Here is an 18178-nt window from a genome sequence, read left to right as displayed (position 1 = left end):
CTCCCTGACGCGCGAACTGTTATAGGTGATGACTGTTCTTGTTTTCAAACAAGAATCAGTTGCATTGGCCATAACGAGACGGATGCAGGGTGCTGATCGCGTAAAAATAATCAGTGGATCAGTTGATGATCACCAGCGCCGGGTATTCATGCAGTTGTGCCGACGTGATGTGGGCGAGGGCGCGCAAGGTTTCCAGCGGTTGGTCGAGGCGGTAGTTGCCGGTCACCGCGACCTGATCGAGGCGTGCGTTGCGGTTGATGATCCAGCCTGGGTAATAGCGCCGCACTTCAGCGAGCACCTGGCTCAGCGGGCAATTCTCGAACACCAGGCGCCCGTCGACCCAGGCCAGGTCCTTGCGCAGGTCCGCGCGCTCGCGTTCGCCGAAGCCCTGGGGCCCGACGCTGATGCTGTCGCCGGCGCTGAGGCGAATGCGTTGATCGCTCGGCGCCTGCACGTCCACATCGCCGCGTTGCACCCTGACCTGGGCCTGGCCATCGAGGTAGCGCACGGCGAAATCGGTGTCGCTCGCCTGCGCGCGCAAAGGGCCGGCTTGGATTTGCAGGGGCGATGTGGTATTGCCAGGCACCTGGAAATAGGCCTCGCCCTTGAGCAGGCGCGCGACCTGCTGGCCGTTGCGCAGGTCACTTGCGAAGGCCGAGTCGGTATTGAGCAGCACCTTGGCGCCATCGTCCAGTTGCAGGCGCTGGCGTTCGCCGACCACTGTCAGGTGGTCGGCCTGTAGGCGCATCGGCAGGTTGCCGAAGGTGAGCAGCCCGACCAGCAATACAGCGGCGGTAGCCAGGGGCTTGCGATGGGGGTGCAGACGTGCGACCAGGGATCGGCGCTGGGCCTGGTGCAGTTGCGCGGCGGCCTGGCGTAAGGGAGCGCCGTTCCACAGGGCCTCGGCACGTACATAGGCTGCGGCGTTTTCCTCAGTCGCACCCAGCCAGGCTTCGAAGGCCCGGATGTCCTCGTCGCTGGCGCACTGCAGGCGCACGAGCCAGTCCATCGCCTCGTCCATGGCACGGGCGTCAGGCCCTGCAGGTGATGGGCGAGAGGCAGGGCTGTCTGTCACGAAGAATCCTTGCTGTAGGTCTTTTCGCAAATGATCACGGCTGCGCGAAGCCATGGCAAGCGCCTTGCCGGGGCCGACCGGCGAGTGGCGGTTATTCGAGGCGCTCGGCCACGCCCATGCAGATCGCCATAATCAGCTTGAGCTCCTTCTGCACGGTGCTGGCCGAAACCTTCAGCTGGTCGGCGATTTCCAGGTAGCTGGCGCCATGCAGGCGGCTGAGGATGAAGATACGTTGTTGGCGCGGGGTCAACTGACCGAGGCTGATGCTCAAGCGCTCGAGCAACTGCTCGGCGTGGGCGGCATCTTCGTTGCTGGTGGTGGGGGCAGCGACGTTGTACAGGATGTCGTCGGGCACATCGTCGACCAATGTACGTGCCTGCACCTTGCGTGCACGGAGGTGGTCCAGGGCGAGGTTGCGCGCCGTCTGGAACACGAAGGGCTCGAGGTGCTCGATCGGCCGCTCGCCCAGGGCACGGGTGACCCGCAGGTAGGTTTCCTGCAGTAGGTCCTCGGCCGTGCTGGGGTTGCCGACCATGCGCTGCAGTGTGCGCAGCAAGGTAAGGCGCTGGGTGAGGAAGACGGTATCGAAGCGGGACTGACTCACGGGAAAACCTGACCAACGAGAGGCGAATGATAATGCTTATCATCTGCCCTATTGGTCAAGTCCAACATGCTATCGGCGCGAATCTGCTGGCGATGCCTGTAGGAGCGGGCTTGTCCCGCGATCAAGGGCGAAGCTCTTGCCATGAACTGTATTGGCAGTGCCGCCTAATCGCGGGACAAGCCCACTCCCACAAGGGCCTGCCCGCGATCAGCGGGCGTTGCACAACGCCAGACAGTTATCCAGCATGCGGTTGGAGAAGCCCCACTCGTTGTCGTACCAGGCCAGCACCTTGAGCATCCTTCCGCTGGCCCGGGTATGGTTGGCATCGAAGATCGACGACAACGGGTTGTGGTTGAAGTCGCACGACACCAGCGGCAACGCGTTGTAGCCCAATACCCGGGAGTGCCGGCTGGCCTCGAGGAACAGTTGGTTGACCTGCTCGGCGGTGGCTTCGCGCCTGAGGTTCACGGTCAGGTCCACCAGCGATACGTTGATCACCGGCACCCGCACGGCCATGCCGGTGAGCTTGCCGGCCAGTTCCGGCAGCACCAGGCCCACGGCCTCGGCGGCGCCGGTCTTGCTCGGGATCATCGACTGGGTGGCCGAGCGCGCCCGGTAAGGGTCGCTGTGGTAGACGTCGGTGAGCACCTGGTCATTGGTATAGGCGTGGATGGTGGTCATCAACCCTTGCTCGATGCCGAACTCGCGGTGCAGGACCTGGGCGATCGGTGCCAGGCAGTTGGTGGTGCAGGAGGCGTTGGAGATGATCTGGTGCGAGGCTCGCAAGCTGTCATGGTTGACCCCGTAGACCACCGTGGCGTCGGCGCCCTTGGCAGGTGCCGAGACGATCACCTTGCGTGCCCCGGCGGCCAGGTGCGCGGCGGCCTTGGCCCGGTCGGTGAACAGGCCGGTGCATTCGAACACTACATCCACGCCCTCGGCCTTCCACGGCAGCTCTGCCGGGTTGCGGATGGCACTGACCGAGATGCGGTCACCGTTGACCGTCAGGCTCTCCTGGTCGGCTTCGACGCTGGCCTCGAACGTGCCATGCACGCTGTCGTACTTGAGCAGGTGGGCGTTCATCGCACTGTCGCCCAGGTCGTTGATGGCGACGACCTGCAGGTCCTGGCGGTAGCCTTGGGTATAGAGTGCGCGCAGGACGTTGCGTCCGATGCGGCCAAATCCATTGATGGCGATGCGAAGGGTCATGGCATTACCTCTGGCGGTCCGGGTGAAGCCTGTGGCAAAAAGGTGACTTCACTGAAACGGTTTTGTTATTGGAATTACAAGATTATTCCTCGCAGGATAGAAAACAAGCCTTTTTGATGGCAGTATTTTGTTAAACCTACAACGAGTGGTCGGGCAGACCACCCCTTGCTCGCGTCAGGCACCCTCACCTTGAGCCTAGGCCGCAATCGTTTGGAGGGGAAATGCCCGAAGACACCACCCCACAGTTAGCCTGGAGTCCAGTACATGCATCCGCGCATCCTTGAGGTCACCGAACGGTTGGTCGAACGCAGCCGTGCCACCCGTGAACGCTACCTGGAGCTGATTCGCGGCGCGGCCAGCGACGGCCCCATGCGCGCCAGCCTGCAATGTGCGAACTTCGCCCATGGCGTGGCCGGCTGTGGCGCCCAGGACAAGCAAAGCCTGCGCATGATGAACGCCGCCAACGTGGCCATCGTCTCGGCCTACAACGACATGCTCTCGGCCCACCAGCCGTACCAGCACTTCCCGGAACAGATCAAGCAGGCCCTGCGCGAGATCGGCTCGGTCGGGCAGTTCGCCGGTGGCGTGCCGGCCATGTGCGACGGCGTCACCCAAGGCGAGCCGGGCATGGAGCTGGCCATCGCCAGCCGCGAGGTGATCGCCCTGTCCACGGCCATCGCGCTGTCGCACAACATGTTCGATGCGGCGCTGATGCTAGGTATCTGCGACAAGATCGTCCCCGGCCTGATGATGGGCGCCCTGCGCTTCGGTCACCTGCCGACTATCTTCGTACCGGGTGGGCCGATGCCGTCGGGCATCTCCAACAAGGAAAAGGCTGACGTGCGCCAGCGCTACGCCGAAGGCAAGGCCAGCCGCGAGGAGCTGTTGGAATCGGAGATGAAGTCCTACCACAGCCCGGGCACCTGTACTTTCTACGGCACGGCCAACACCAACCAGCTGGTGATGGAAGTGATGGGCCTGCACTTGCCGGGGGCCTCCTTCGTCAACCCCTACACCCCGCTGCGCGACGCCCTGACCGCCGAGGCGGCGCAGCAGGTCACGCGTATGACCAAGGCCAGCGGCAGCTTCATGCCGCTGGGCGAGATCGTCGACGAAAAGGCCCTGGTCAACGCCATCGTCGCCCTGCATTCCACAGGGGGCTCCACCAACCATACCCTGCACATCCCGGCCATCGCCCAGGCTGCGGGCATCCAGCTGACCTGGCAGGACATGGCGGACCTGTCCGAAGTGGTGCCGACCCTGTCCCACGTCTATCCCAATGGCAAGGCCGACATCAACCACTTCCAGGCCGCCGGTGGCATGGCCTTCCTCATTCGCGAACTGCTCGACGCCGGGCTGCTGCACGAGGACGTCAATACCGTGGCCGGCCACGGCTTGCGCCGCTACACCCGGGAGCCCTTCCTGGAGGAGGGCAAGCTGGTCTGGCGTGAAGGCCCACGCCAGAGCCTGGACGAAAGCATCCTGCGCCCGGTGGCCCGGCCGTTCTCGGCCGAAGGCGGCCTGCGGGTGATGAACGGCAACCTCGGGCGGGGCGTCATGAAGGTCTCGGCCGTGGCGCCCGAGCATCAGGTGGTGGAAGCGCCGGCGCGGGTGTTCCATGACCAGCAATCGTTGGCCGATGCCTTCAAGGCCGGTGAACTGGAGCGTGACTTCGTCGCGGTGGTGCGCTTCCAGGGCCCGCGTTGCAACGGCATGCCCGAGCTGCACAAGCTGACCCCGTTCCTCGGCGTGCTGCAGGACCGCGGCTACAAGGTCGCACTGGTGACCGACGGGCGGATGTCTGGCGCTTCGGGCAAGATCCCGGCGGCGATCCATGTATGCCCGGAGGCCTACGATGGCGGCCCGCTGGCGCGGGTGCGCGATGGTGATATCGTGCGGGTCGACGGTGTCGAAGGCACGCTGCAGGTCATGGTGTCGGCCGAAGAGCTGGCAACCCGTGACCTGCCCACGGCTCCCCAGGGCAACGACCTGGGCATGGGGCGCGAGCTGTTCGGCTTCATGCGCGTGGCGTTCAGCTCGGCCGAGCAGGGCGCCAGCGCCTTCACCTCGGCATTGGAGCAGCTCAAATGAAGGCCTTGCTGGTTGGCGACATCGGAGGCACCAATGCGCGCTTCGGCCTGTGGCACGACAACCAGCTGCAGGCGGTACAGGTCCTGGCGACCGCCGACTACACCAACCCCGAGCAGGCCATCGAGGCCTATCTCGCCGGGCAAGGCATCCCGCGCGGCGGCCTGGCGGCGGTGTGCCTGGCGGTGGCAGGGCCGGTCAGCGGCGATGAGTTCCGCTTCACCAACAACCACTGGCGCCTGAGCCGCAGGGCCTTTTGCCAGGCCCTGCAGGTCGAGCGCCTGCTGTTGATCAACGACTTCAGCGCCATGGCCCTGGGCATGACGCGCCTGCAGGACGGTGAATACCGCCAGGTCTGCGCAGGTACGGCCAACCCTGCCCGGCCGGCCCTGGTCATCGGCCCTGGAACCGGGTTGGGCGTGGGCAGCCTGTTGCGCCTGGACAACCAGCACTGGCTGGCCTTGCCGGGGGAGGGTGGGCATGTCGACCTGCCGGTGGGCAACGCACGGGAGGCGGCGATCCACCAGCAGATCCATGGGCAGATCGGCCATGTGAGCGCCGAAACGGTGCTCAGTGGCGGAGGCCTGTTGCGCCTGTACCAGGCGATGTGCGCGCTCGATGGCGACACACCCAGACACAAAACCCCGGCGCAGATCACCGATGCCGCCCTGGGCGGTGAGCCCCGGGCCTTGGCGGTGGTCGAGCAGTTCTGCCGCTTCCTCGGGCGAGTCGCTGGTAACAATGTCCTGACCCTGGGTGCGCGGGGCGGCGTCTATATTGTCGGCGGCGTGATTCCACGTTTTGCCGAGCTGTTCCTGCGCAGCGGCTTTGCTGCGAGCTTCGCCGACAAGGGCTGCATGAGCGGGTATTTCGACGGGGTGCCGGTGTGGCTGGTGACGGCGGAGTTTTCCGGGTTGCTGGGAGCCGGGGTGGCACTGCAGCAGGCGTTGGATCATTGAACCAAGCGTAGGCTTCATCGCGGGACACGTCGGACCGCGATGGGCTGCAAGGCAACCCCTATCGATAGCAAAGGAACGGCCAACGTGAGCTCCACCGGCAAATCGATCCTGATGGTCGACGACGACCAGGAAATCCGCGAACTGTTGCAGACCTACCTGAGCCGCTCCGGTTTCCAGGTGCATGCCGAGGCTGATGGCCAGGGTTTTCGCCAGGCGCTGGAGCGCGAGCCCTGCGACCTGGTGATCCTCGACGTGATGCTGCCCGACGAAGACGGTTTCAGCCTGTGCCGTTGGGTGCGCCAGCATCCTCGTCTGGCGCGGGTGCCGATCATCATGCTCACCGCCAGCTCCGACGAAGCCGACCGGGTCATTGGCCTGGAGCTGGGGGCCGACGACTACCTGGGCAAACCGTTCAGCCCGCGCGAGCTGCAGGCGCGAATCAAGGCCTTGCTGCGCCGCGCCGAATTCGGCCAGGCGGCGCCCAGCCAGGCCGTGCTGATGTTCGATGACTGGCGCCTGGATACCATCAGCCATCGGCTGTTCCACCGCGACGGCGAGGAGGTGATCCTCTCCGGGGCCGACTTCGCCTTGCTCAAGCTGTTTCTCGACCACCCGCAGCAAATCCTCGACCGCGACACCATCGGCAATGCCACCCGTGGACGCGAGCCGATGCCGCTGGACCGCATCGTCGACATGGCGGTCAGCCGTCTGCGCCAGCGCCTGCGCGACACCGAAAAACCGCCTCGGCTGATACGCACCGTGCGTGGCAGCGGCTACCTGCTGGCGGCCCATGTCTGCCCGGCCTGCTGAGCGGCGCTTGCGCTTGCTGCCGCGCTCGTTGCTCGGGCGCATGCTGCTGCTCACGCTGCTGGTGGTGCTGTTGGCCCAGGGGCTGTCGAGCCTGATCTGGGTCTCTCAGCTGCGTGCCAGCCAGCTCCAGGGCCTGCAGGCCAGTGCCCGTAGCCTGGCCCATTCGATGAGCGCCAGCGTCAGCTACTTCCGCTCATTGCCAGTCGCCTATCGGCCCATGGTGCTGGACCAGTTGCGCAGCATGGGTGGCACGCGGTTCTTCGTCTCGCTCAACGACAAGCCGCTGGACATGCCGGTGCTGCCGATCACCCCGCGCAAGCGGGCGGTGATCGAGGTGTTCGAGCAGGTGCTGCACGAGCGTCTGGGCCAGCGGATGGAGATCTCGGTGGAATTCGTCAGCCCCCAGGAGCTGCGCATCTTCAACAGCGGCTTGAAACTCGACGAGCTGCCGCGCTCCTGGGCGCACTACTCGCTGACCCTGGAGCCGCTGAACCCGCCGGTGCTGGTGACGCAGATCCGCCTGGGCGAAGGCGAGTGGCTGTACATCGCCTCGTTGCTGCCTGAGCCTTACACCAGCCTGGAGGCCGAGCGGTTGCCGCGCCAGCAGATCGGCTTCATCGCCCTGACCACCGCATTGCTGCTGCTGTTCATCGGTTTGCTGGTGCATTGGCAGAGCCGTCCGCTCAAACGCCTGGCCCGGGCTGCGCGGGAGATGTCCCTGGGGGCCGACGTGGCACCGGTCGTCGAGGGGGGCGGCAGCGAAGTGGCCGAGGTAGGGCGGGCGTTCAACAGCATGCGTGAGCGCATCAGCCGCTACCTGACCGAGCGTGCGCAGCTGTTCAGCGCCGTGTCCCATGATCTGCGTACGCCCATCACACGCCTGCGCCTGCGCGTCGAGTTGCTAGAGGACGAGCGGATGCAGGCCAAGTTCAGCCGTGACCTCGACGAGCTGGAGCTGCTGGTCAAGGGGGCCCTGCAATGTGTGAAGGACACCGATATCCACGAGAACATCGAGCCCATCGACCTCAACCAGGTGCTTGAGATCCTCGCCGAGCCCTACCTGGGTGATGGGCGCATCACCCTCGAGGGCCGTGCCCTGGCGCCGTATCCGGGCAAGCCCCTGGCCCTGCGCCGCTGCATCGGCAACCTGATCGACAATGCCATCAAGTATGGGGAAAGGGCGCACCTGCGCATTCTCGATAGCGCCACCGGCTTTGTCCTGCAGGTGGACGACCAGGGGCCTGGTGTTCCCGAACAGCGTCTGGAGCAGGTGTTCGAGCCGCATTTCCGCTTGGCCGGGCAGCAGCAAGGCTACGGCCTGGGGCTCGGTATCGCGCGCAACATCGCCCACAGCCACGGTGGCGAGGTGAGCCTGCTGAACCTGCGCCAGGGTGGCTTGCGGGTGACCTTGAGCCTGCCGCGCAGCGCCGAGTGACCCGCCGAATGTCACCAGTCAGTGACATTCGTGCATCCCTTCGTTACCTGCTCGCCGTGGGCGTCTGGTTAGACTCCAATGCAAGCGCAAGCACCATGACTTGCCTATGCATAACAACAAGAAAGGTTCCCCCACGATGAATGCGATCACTCGTCTCGCCGCTGTCGTTTCCCTCGCCTCATTCATGCCACTGACCGCCCTGGCTGTCGAAGAAAAGGGCGCTGTCGAAGTCCTGCATTGGTGGACCTCCGGCGGTGAGGCTGCCGCCGTCAATACCCTCAAGCAGCAGGTCGAAAAAGACGGTTTCACCTGGAAGGACAACGCCGTGGCCGGTGGCGGTGGTGCCGCGGCCATGACCGTACTCAAGAGCCGCGCCGTCGCCGGCAACCCACCCGCCGCCGCGCAGATCAAGGGCCCGGATATCCAGGAGTGGGGCGCCTTGGGTCTGCTCACCGAGCTCGACGACGTGGCCCAGGCCAACCTGTGGGACCAACTGCTGCCGGCCAAGCTCACCCCCATCTGGAAATACGACGACCATTACGTAGCCGTACCGGTGAACATCCACCGGGTCAACTGGCTGTGGGTCAACCCGCAGGTGTTCGAGAAGGCCGGGGCCAAGGTGCCCACCACCCTGGACGAACTGTTCGCCGCTGCCGACACGCTCAAGGCGGCAGGCTTCCAGCCCTTGGCCCATGGTGGCCAGCCCTGGCAGGACAGCACTGTGTTCGAGAACCTGGTACTGGCGACCCTGGGGCCTCAGGGCTATCACAAGGCCTTCGTCGAGCTGGATCAGGACACCCTGGCCGGCGCCCAGATGGTCGAGGCCTTCAAGGCTCTGCAACGCCTGGGCACCTACATGGACGCCAACCGTGCCGGGCGTGACTGGAACATCGCTGCCGCCGACGTCATCAACGGCAAGGCCGGTATGCAGATCATGGGCGACTGGGCCAAGAGCGAATGGACCGCCGCGCACAAGGTGGCCGGCAAGGACTACCAATGCGTGCCGTTCCCCGGCACACAGGGCAGCTTCACCTACAACATCGACTCCCTGGCAATGTTCAAGCTCAAGGATGAAAACGACATCAAGGCCCAGAACGACCTGGCCAAGGTCGCGCTGGAGCCGACCTTCCAGACTGCCTTCAACCAGGCCAAGGGCTCGCTGCCGGTGCGTCAGGGCATGGACATGAGCCAGTTCGATGCCTGCACCCAGCAGTCGCAGAAGGACTTCCAGCAAGCCGAGCAGGGTGATGGCCTGCAGCCGAGCATGGCGCACAACATGGCCTCGTCGCTGGCGGTGCAGGGGGCCATCTTCGACGTGGTCACCAACTTCCTCAACGACCCCAAGGCCGACCCGGCCAAGGCGGCCAAGCAGTTGGGCGCGGCGATCAAGGCGGCCCAGTAACGGGCCTGCGCCCACAGGTGCCGCATGACCTGTGGGCAGCGCTCACTTTGTGGGAGCGGGCTTGCCCCGCGATGCGGTGCGCAGCGCCGCCATTGACTCGGTATCACTCATGAACACAGCAACCGCAACCCTGCGGGCCTCCCCCCTGGACGCCCTGCAACGCTGGCTCCCGAAACTGGTGCTGGCGCCGAGCATGCTGATCGTCCTGGTGGGCTTCTACGGCTACATCCTCTGGACCTTCGTGCTGTCCTTCACCCACTCCAGCTTCATGCCCAACTACAAGTGGGCCGGGTTGACCCAGTACCTCAAGCTGCTGGCCAACGACCGCTGGTGGGTCGCCAGCAAGAACCTGCTGGTATTCGGCGGGCTGTTCATCGCCATCAGCCTGGTGGTCGGTGTCTTGCTGGCGGTGTTGCTGGACCAGCGCATCCGCCGCGAAGGGGTCATCCGCACCATCTACCTCTACCCAATGGCGCTGTCGATGATCGTTACCGGCACGGCCTGGAAATGGCTGCTCAACCCCGGCCTGGGCTTGGACAAGCTCCTACGCGACTGGGGCTGGGAGGGCTTTCGCTTCGACTGGCTGGTAGACCCCGAGCGGGTCGTGTACTGCCTGGTGATCGCCGCGGTATGGCAGGCGTCCGGCTTCGTCATGGCACTGTTCCTGGCGGGGCTGCGCGGGGTCGACTCGTCCATCGTGCGGGCGGCCCAGGTCGACGGCGCCAGCCTGCCGAGGATCTACCTGCGCATCGTCCTGCCCAGCCTGCGGCCGGTGTTCTTCAGCGCCCTCATGATCCTTGCCCACATCGCCATCAAGAGCTTCGACCTGGTCGCCGCCATGACCGCAGGTGGCCCTGGCTATGCCTCCGACCTGCCGGCGATGTTCATGTACAACTTCACCTTCAGCCGTGGGCAGATGGGCATGGGGTCGGCCAGCGCGATCCTCATGCTCGGCGCCATCCTGGCGATCCTGGTGCCCTACCTGTATTCGGAACTGAGGAACAAGCGCCATGACTAGCCCACGTTGGTTCGCCCCCAGCCGCCTGGCCATCCATGCCACCTTGCTGGCCGCCTGCGCGCTGTACCTGATCCCGCTGGTGGTGATGCTGCTCACCAGCTTCAAGACACCCGAGGATATTCGTGCCGGCAACCTGCTCAGCTGGCCGGAGGTGGTCACCGGCATCGGCTGGATCAAGGCCTGGGACACCGTGGGCGGCTACTTCTGGAACTCGGTGAAGATCACCGTGCCGGCGGTGGTGTTGTCCACGCTGATCGGCGCGCTCAACGGCTATGTGCTGTCGATGTGGCGCTTCAGGGGTTCGCAGCTGTTCTTCGGCCTGTTGCTGTTCGGTTGCTTCCTGCCGTTCCAGACCGTCCTGCTGCCGGCCTCGTTCACCCTGGGCAAGCTGGGCCTGGCCAGTACCACCACGGGCCTGGTGCTGATGCATATCGTCTATGGCCTGGCCTTCACCACGCTGTTCTTTCGCAACTACTACTGCAGCGTGCCCGAGGCCCTGGTGCAGGCGGCGCGGCTGGATGGGGCGGGGTTCTTCACGATCTTCGGGCGCATCCTGCTGCCGATGTCGGTGCCGATCATCATGGTCTGCCTGATCTGGCAGTTCACCCAGATCTGGAACGACTTCCTCTTCGGCGTGGTGTTCGCCAGCGGCGACGCCCAGCCCATCACGGTGGCCCTGAACAACCTGGTCAACACCAGCACCGGGGTCAAGGAATACAACGTCGACATGGCGGCGGCGATGATCGCGGGGCTTCCGACCCTGCTGGTCTATGTGCTGGCCGGCAAATATTTCCTGCGCGGCCTGACTGCCGGCGCGGTCAAGGGGTGACACATGGCACGGCTCGAACTTCGCAACGTCAACAAGCGCTACGGCAGTGGCCTGGCCGATACCCTCAAGGCCATCGACCTGGGTATCGAATCGGGTGAGTTCCTGATCCTGGTGGGGCCTTCCGGCTGCGGCAAGTCGACCCTGATGAACTGCATCGCCGGGCTCGAGGACATCAGTGGTGGGCAGATCCTGGTCGACGGCACCGATATCAGCGCCATGAGCCCCAAGGACCGGGACATCGCCATGGTGTTCCAGTCCTATGCGCTGTACCCGACCATGAACGTGCGCGACAACATCGCCTTCGGCCTGAAGATCCGCAAGATGCCCCAGGCAGCCATCGACGAAGAGGTGGCGCGGGTCGCCAAGCTGCTGCAGATCGAACACCTGCTCGGCCGCAAGCCCGGGCAGCTCTCTGGCGGCCAGCAGCAGCGGGTGGCCATGGGCCGTGCCCTGGCACGGCGGCCGAAGATCTACCTGTTCGATGAACCGCTGTCGAACCTGGACGCCAAGCTGCGGGTGGAGATGCGCACCGAGATCAAGCTGATGCACCAGCGCCTGAAGACCACCACCGTGTACGTCACCCACGACCAGATCGAGGCCATGACCCTGGGCGACAAGGTCGCGGTGATGAAGGATGGCGTGATCCAGCAGTTCGGTACGCCCCAACAGATCTACAACGATCCGGCCAACCAGTTCGTCGCCAGCTTCATCGGCTCACCGCCGATGAACTTCATCCCTGCTCGCCTGACGAAACAAGAAGGGCGCCTGTTGGCGCTGCTCGACAGCGGCCAGGCGCGTTGCGAGCTGCCATTGGGGCGAGTGGAGGGCGAATGGGAAGGGCGCGATGTGGTCCTGGGCATACGCCCGGAGCAGATCGGCGTGGGGGAGGGCACCGGCTTGCCTGGTATCCGCGCCCAGGTGCAGGTGACCGAGCCCACTGGGCCGGACCTGCTGGTTTTCGTCACCCTCAATCAGGTCAAGGTCTGCTGCCGGCTGGCGCCGGATGTCGCCTGCCGGGTCGGTGACACCCTGAACCTGCAGTTCGACCCGGCGCGGGTGCTGCTGTTCGACGCACAAAGCGGCGAGCGTCTGGGACGTGCCGGGCCGGTGTGCCAGGCCACCGGTAATGTCGCCCGTTTCAAAGGGCGCTGAATCGTCTACACCATCAATAACAAGAACAGTGAGGAACAAGGGATGGATCATCGCATACGCATCAGGGCACTGGGGTCGCTGGCCATGCTGGCCATCGTCGGCAGCAATGGGGCACAGGCGGCCGAGGCCTTTTCGGCGGACTCCAAATGGATGACCGGCGACTGGGGCGGTGTTCGCACCGAACTGCTGGAAAAAGGCTACGACTTCACCCTTGACTATGTCGGCGAAGCGGCCGGCAACCTGCACGGCGGCTACAACGACGACAAGACGGCTCGCTACAGCGACCAGTTCGCCCTCGGCGCGCACCTGGACTTGCAGAAGATCCTTGGCTGGCATGACGCCGAATTCAAGCTGGCGATCACCGAGCGCAGCGGTCGCAACCTGTCCAACGACCGCATCGGCGACCCGCGGGCCGGCCATCTCAGCTCGGTGCAGGAGGTCTGGGGCCGTGGCCAGACCTGGCGCCTGACCCAGATGTGGATCAAGCAGAAGTACTTCGACGGCGCCCTGGATGTGAAATTCGGCCGCTTCGGCGAAGGCGAGGACTTCAACAGCTTCCCCTGCGACTTCCAGAACCTGGCGTTCTGCGGCTCCCAGGTGGGCAACTGGGTGGGCGGCATCTGGTACAACTGGCCGGTCAGTCAGTGGGCGCTGCGGGTCAAGTACAACATCAACCCGGAATTCTTCGTGCAGGTGGGCGCCTTCGAACAGAACCCCTCGAACCTGGAGACCGGCAATGGCTTCAAGCTCAGCGGCAGTGGCACCAAGGGCGCCATCCTGCCGGTGGAGATGGTCTGGTCGCCCAAGGTCAACGGCCTGCCGGGCGAGTACCGCCTGGGCTACTACTACAGCACCGCCAATGCCGACGATGTCTACGAGGACGTCAACGGCCAGCCCCAGGGCATCACCGGCAACGACTTCAAGTCCCACTCCAGCAAGCATGGCTGGTGGGTGGTGGCCCAACAGCAGGTGACCGCCCACGGCGGCGACGTCAATCGGGGCCTGAGCCTGTTCGCCAACTTCACGGTGCATGACAAGGCCACCAACGTCATCGACAACTACCAGCAGGTCGGCATGGTCTACAAGGGGCCCTTCGACGCCCGGCCCAAGGATGACATCGGCTTGGGCATCGCCCGCATCCACGTCAACGACGACGTGAAGAAACGTGCCGAGCAGCTCAACGCAGCCAGTGGCATCGATGACTACGACAACCCAGGCTTCGTGCCGCTGCAGCGCACCGAGTACAACGCCGAGCTCTACTACGGCTTCCACGTCACCAACTGGCTGACCGTGCGGCCCAACTTGCAATACATCAAGAGCCCGGGCGGCGTGGACGATGTGGATAACGCGCTGGTCGCAGGCTTGAAGATTCAGTCGTCATTCTGAGAAAAATTGTTGTAAATTTACGCCATCCATTCCCGGCTTCCTCGTTTCCACTGGTCCGCAGTGGAAACGAGGCCTGAGCCGAGATAGCGCTATCTCAAACAACAAGAGCTTGGAACCATGCCCGAACATCCGCTACATCGCTTCTTTTGCGCGCAGAGGCCTCGGCCGACGTTCGAGTGGGAGCGTTACCAGCAGCGCGATGTACTGATCATCGACCACCCCCGCTGCCAGGCGGTTTTCAGCCGCCAGGGCGCGCAGCTCCTGCACTTTCAGCCAACGGGCGAACGGCCCTGGTTGTGGTGCGCCGAGCAGTGGCCGCAGGTGGGGGCGATTCGGGGTGGCGTGCCGGTGTGCTGGCCTTGGTATGGGCGTCACCCGAGCGAAGACCTGTGGCCGGCCCATGGCTGGGCGCGGTTGCTCGACTGGAAGCTCATGGACAGCCATGAGGACGAGGAGGGCGTGACCCTCACGTGGCGCCTGCAGCTGTGCGACTGGCAGGTCGACCTGCATGCCCGGTTGGGCCAGCGCATGGAGCTGAGCCTGACCACCGAGCACCAGGACAGTGAGCCGTGCCAGCTGAGCCATGCGCTGCTGGCCTATTGGCGTATCAGCGACGTTGCGCAGATAGCGCTGTCCGGGCTCGAGGATATCGAAGGTTATGACCGCTTGAATCGCCAGGCCTGCCGCGAGGATGGCGCGCTGAAGCTCAAGGGCGGGTGCCAGAAGGTCTACCCGGGCACGCCTCGAGTGCAATTGCAGGACCCGGCTTGGCAGCGCGAGCTGTGCATCGATACCGGTGACAGCGACGATACCGTGGTCTGGCACCCGGGGCGTCGGCCGTTGGTGGGTGTCAGCGGGCGCGAGTGCCAGCGTTTCGTCTGTGTCGAAGCGGCCAGCGGCAGTGGTGAGGGGCTGAGCCTGGCGCCCGGGCAGCAGGCCCACCTGAGCCTGCAGGCGCATCGCCTCAGCTGAGTTCGTCGTCCTCGACGGGGTAGCGGCTGGCGTTGAGGCTTTCCTTGATCTTGCGCAGGTGTGGCTGGAAGTCCACGCCCCGGCGCAAGGTCATGCCGGTGGCCAGTACGTCGAGCACGGTGAGCTGGATGATCCGCGAGGTCATCGGCATGTAGATGTCGGTGTCTTCGGGCAGCGGAATGTGCAGGCTCAAGCTGCAGGCCTTGGCCAGGGGCGAGCCGGCGGCGGTCAGGCCGAGCACCGAGGCGCCGTTCTCGCGTGCGACGCGGGCCACCTCGACCAGTTCGCGGGTGCGCCCGGTGTAGGAAATGATCACGAACAGGTCGCCCGTATGGGCCACCGAGGCCAGCATACGTTGCATCAGCACGTCGGCGTGGGCCGACACGGCCAGGTTGAAGCGGAAGAACTTGTGCTGGGCGTCGAGGGCCACCGGGGCCGAGGCGCCCAGGCCGAAGAAGTGGATCTGCCGGGCCTGGATCATCATGTCCACGGCACGGCTGACCTGTTGCGGGTCGAGCTGTTGGCAGGCGCTGTCCAGCGAGGCGATGGCGCTGCCGAAGATCTTCTGGGTGTAGGCGGCCGGGTCGTCGTCGGGCTCCACCGCGCGGCTGACGTAGGCGGCGCCGCTGGCCAGGCTCTGGGCCAGCTGCAGCTTGAGCTCGGGATAGCCGCTGACGCCGAAGGAGCGACAGAAGCGGTTGACCGTCGGCTCGCTGACCTTGGCGGCCTGGGCCAGGGCGGCGATGCTGAAGCGGGTGGCTTGTTGCGGGTTGAGCAGGATGACTTCGGCGACTTTGCGTTCGGCCTTGTTCAGCTCGTCGAGGCGTCCCTGGATCTGTTCCAGGAGGTTTCGCACGCGGTCCATGGTATGTCCTTGGGTCGGGAAGACAGCCGGCTGATGGAGCAGCGGGCCGTTTGCACGGTGTCTATCGTACTGTCGGTGCCAGTGTCGCACCACTTGTCTGTGGTATTTGTCGGTAATGTTGTAGTTTTTACTACATTAACCCTTGAAAACTGCGTTTGAAAGCGATATTCCTAGGTCAACTTTAGGAAAGAACCAACATCATGGCTGCGATCAGTGTAGAACCTTGCACCTTTGCCCTGTTTGGCGCCTTGGGCGACCTGGCATTGCGCAAGCTGTTTCCCGCGCTCTACCAGCTCGACCGGGCTGGCTTGCTGCACCCCGATTCCCGCCTGCTGGCATTGGCTCGCGAAGCGGGCGAGGGCCAGCAACACCTGGCCACCATCGAGGCCCACCTGCGCCGCTTCGTGCCCGATACCGATATCGAGCCCGGCGTACTGGGGCGCTTCCTTGGCCGGCTGAGCTACCTGCGTCTGGACTTCCTCCAGGCCGAGGGCTATCAGGACCTGGCCGGGCAGGTGGCGGTGGACCTGCCGCTGATCGCCTATTTCGCAACGCCTGCGGCCGTGTATGGCGCGATCTGCGAAAACCTGGACAAGGCCGGCCTTGCCGAACGCACCCGCGTGGTGCTGGAAAAGCCCATAGGCCATGATCTGGAGTCCTCGCGCCGGGTCAACGATGCCGTGGCGCGTTTCTTCCCCGAGAACCGCGTCTACCGCATCGACCATTACCTGGGCAAGGAGACGGTACAGAACCTGATCGCCCTGCGTTTTGCCAACAGCCTGTTCGAAACCCAGTGGAACCAGAACTCCATCTCCCACGTGGAAATCACCGTGGCCGAGAAGGTAGGCATCGAAGGCCGCTGGGGCTACTTCGACAAGGCCGGGCAACTGCGCGACATGATCCAGAACCACCTGTTGCAGCTGCTGTGCCTGATCGCCATGGACCCGCCCAGCGACCTGTCCGCCGACAGCATCCGCGACGAGAAGGTCAAGGTGCTCAAGGCGCTGGCGCCGATCACTGGCGAGGCGCTGGCCTCCCGTGTGGTGCGTGGCCAGTACATCGCCGGCTACAGCGACGGCAAGCCGGTGCCGGGCTACCTGGAAGAAGACAACGCCAACGCCCAGAGCGACACCGAGACCTTCGTCGCCCTGCGCGCCGACATTCGCAACTGGCGCTGGTCCGGCGTGCCGTTCTACCTGCGTACCGGCAAGCGCATGCCGCAGAAGTTGTCGCAGATCGTCATCCACTTCAAGGAGACGCCGCACTACATCTTCGCCCCTGAACAGCGTTTGCAGATCGGTAACAAGCTGATCATCCGCCTGCAGCCGGACGAAGGTATTTCCTTGCGGGTGATGACCAAGGAGCAAGGCCTGGACAAGGGCATGCAATTGCGCAGCGGGCCCTTGCAGCTGAATTTTTCCGACACCTGGCGCAGCGCACGCATCCCGGATGCCTACGAGCGTCTGTTGCTGGAAGTGATGCGCGGCAACCAGAACCTGTTCGTGCGCAAAGACGAAATCGAATACGCCTGGACATGGTGCGACCAACTGATCGCCGGCTGGAAGAACGCCGGGGACGCCCCCAAGCCCTACGCGGCCGGTTCCTGGGGGCCGATGAGTTCGATCGCCCTGATCACTCGCGATGGGAGGGCTTGGTATGGCGATATCTGACCTGCAATTGCCGGCGACCGTGAAGGTGCATCAGCTGGCGGACTCCAATACATTGGCGGCCTCGCTGGCCCGGGACGTGGCCGAGCGGCTGCGTCAGGCCATCGCCAGCAAGGGCCAGGCCTGTGTGGTGCTGTCGGGCGGGCGTAGCCCGGTACCGTTTCTCGAGAAGCTGGCCACCGAGGCGCTGGATTGGGCAAAAGTCACGGTCAGCCTGGCCGACGAGCGCTGGGTACCGGTCGAGCATGCCGACAGCAATGCCGGCCTGCTCAGGCGTCACCTGTTCAAGGGCGCAGCGGCCAAGGCCCGCTTCATCGGGCTGTACCGCAACGCGGAAAACCTGGAGGCCGCAGCCGAGCAGGCCGACCAGGCACTGGCCGAGCTCCCTCCGATCGATGTGCTGGTCCTGGGCATGGGCGACGATGGCCATACGGCCTCGCTGTTCCCGGCCAGCCCCAACCTGCACGAAGGCCTGGACCTGGCCAGCGAGCGTCGCTGCCTGCCGATGCTGGCCCCGAGCGTGCCGCGCCAGCGCCTGAGCATGACCCGCGCCTTGCTGGCCAAGGCCGCCTTCACCGTGCTGGCGGTGCAGGGCCAGGGCAAACTCGATACCCTGCGCGCCGCCTCGGCGGGCGAAAACATTACTGAAATGCCGATTCGCGCCTTTCTTCACGACCCCCTGGACATCTACTGGTGCCCATGAGCCA

At 64.7% G+C, this 18178-nt stretch carries 16 protein-coding genes; 12 read left to right on the top strand and 4 right to left on the bottom strand.

Annotation, left to right across the window (positions count from 1 at the left end):
• Positions 1-118 precede the first annotated feature (118 nt).
• The 3 genes from AC1MHZ_RS05375 to gap form a co-directional block, all read right to left on the bottom strand.
• Complete coding sequence (locus AC1MHZ_RS05375) at positions 119-1075, bottom strand: FecR family protein (protein WP_084856833.1); 957 nt, start codon at positions 1073-1075, stop codon at positions 119-121.
• Positions 1076-1166: 91 nt separating this feature from the next.
• Complete coding sequence (locus AC1MHZ_RS05370) at positions 1167-1679, bottom strand: RNA polymerase sigma factor (RefSeq protein ID WP_084856667.1); 513 nt, start codon at positions 1677-1679, stop codon at positions 1167-1169.
• A gap of 207 nt (positions 1680-1886) precedes the next feature.
• Positions 1887-2888, bottom strand: coding sequence for a type I glyceraldehyde-3-phosphate dehydrogenase (gene gap / locus AC1MHZ_RS05365; protein WP_084856669.1), 1002 nt, complete (start codon positions 2886-2888; stop codon positions 1887-1889).
• Between the two features lie 264 nt (positions 2889-3152).
• On the opposite strand from gap, the gene edd reads away from it, so the two are divergent.
• The 10 genes from edd to AC1MHZ_RS05315 all read left to right on the top strand — a co-directional run bounded on the left by edd (position 3153) and on the right by AC1MHZ_RS05315 (position 14939).
• On the top strand, positions 3153-4979 hold the full coding sequence (gene edd, locus AC1MHZ_RS05360) for a phosphogluconate dehydratase (protein ID WP_084856670.1): 1827 nt from the start codon (positions 3153-3155) through the stop codon (positions 4977-4979).
• Positions 4976-5935, top strand: a complete 960-nt coding sequence (locus tag AC1MHZ_RS05355; protein ID WP_482966108.1) for a glucokinase — start codon at positions 4976-4978, stop codon at positions 5933-5935. Before edd ends, AC1MHZ_RS05355 begins: the two co-directional genes overlap by 4 nt.
• Before the next feature lie 84 nt (positions 5936-6019).
• Positions 6020-6745, top strand: a complete 726-nt coding sequence (locus AC1MHZ_RS05350) for a response regulator (RefSeq protein WP_084856674.1) — start codon at positions 6020-6022, stop codon at positions 6743-6745.
• On the top strand, positions 6726-8180 hold the full coding sequence (locus tag AC1MHZ_RS05345) for an ATP-binding protein (protein ID WP_482966107.1): 1455 nt from the start codon (positions 6726-6728) through the stop codon (positions 8178-8180). The genes AC1MHZ_RS05350 and AC1MHZ_RS05345 overlap by 20 nt, the downstream gene beginning before the upstream one ends.
• A gap of 136 nt (positions 8181-8316) precedes the next feature.
• A complete protein-coding gene (locus AC1MHZ_RS05340) occupies positions 8317-9582 on the top strand; it encodes an ABC transporter substrate-binding protein (RefSeq protein WP_482966106.1) in 1266 nt (421 codons plus the stop codon).
• A 109-nt stretch (positions 9583-9691) separates the two neighbouring features.
• Positions 9692-10600: a carbohydrate ABC transporter permease gene (locus AC1MHZ_RS05335; RefSeq protein WP_324814166.1), complete on the top strand. Its 909-nt coding sequence runs from the start codon at positions 9692-9694 to the stop codon at positions 10598-10600.
• The gene (locus AC1MHZ_RS05330) at positions 10593-11429 is read left to right on the top strand and encodes a carbohydrate ABC transporter permease (protein WP_324814163.1); all 837 of its coding nucleotides are present in this window, start codon (positions 10593-10595) and stop codon (positions 11427-11429) included. The genes AC1MHZ_RS05335 and AC1MHZ_RS05330 overlap by 8 nt, the downstream gene beginning before the upstream one ends.
• Positions 11430-11432: 3 nt before the next feature.
• On the top strand, positions 11433-12581 hold the full coding sequence (locus tag AC1MHZ_RS05325; RefSeq protein WP_084856682.1) for an ABC transporter ATP-binding protein: 1149 nt from the start codon (positions 11433-11435) through the stop codon (positions 12579-12581).
• 84 nt (positions 12582-12665) lie between these two features.
• The gene (locus AC1MHZ_RS05320; protein WP_324814196.1) at positions 12666-13967 is read left to right on the top strand and encodes a carbohydrate porin; all 1302 of its coding nucleotides are present in this window, start codon (positions 12666-12668) and stop codon (positions 13965-13967) included.
• Positions 13968-14084: 117 nt separating this feature from the next.
• Complete coding sequence (locus tag AC1MHZ_RS05315; protein WP_084856685.1) at positions 14085-14939, top strand: D-hexose-6-phosphate mutarotase; 855 nt, start codon at positions 14085-14087, stop codon at positions 14937-14939.
• Here the strand turns inward: AC1MHZ_RS05315 and hexR are convergent.
• Positions 14932-15795 (bottom strand): DNA-binding transcriptional regulator HexR, encoded by an 864-nt coding sequence (gene hexR, locus AC1MHZ_RS05310; protein ID WP_216356234.1) that lies wholly within the window; start codon positions 15793-15795, stop codon positions 14932-14934. The genes AC1MHZ_RS05315 and hexR overlap by 8 nt on opposite strands.
• Positions 15796-16004: 209 nt before the next feature.
• On the opposite strand from hexR, the gene zwf reads away from it, so the two are divergent.
• Positions 16005-17474, top strand: coding sequence for a glucose-6-phosphate dehydrogenase (gene zwf, locus AC1MHZ_RS05305; protein WP_368829803.1), 1470 nt, complete (start codon positions 16005-16007; stop codon positions 17472-17474).
• On the top strand, positions 17461-18174 hold the full coding sequence (pgl, locus tag AC1MHZ_RS05300; protein ID WP_482966105.1) for a 6-phosphogluconolactonase: 714 nt from the start codon (positions 17461-17463) through the stop codon (positions 18172-18174). Before zwf ends, pgl begins: the two co-directional genes overlap by 14 nt.
• Positions 18175-18178: the final 4 nt, after the last annotated feature.

The organism is Pseudomonas sp. FA-1 (genome assembly GCF_056856075.1).
Note: the sequence above shows the minus strand (reverse complement) of the source record. Positions and strands in the feature narration are given on the sequence as shown.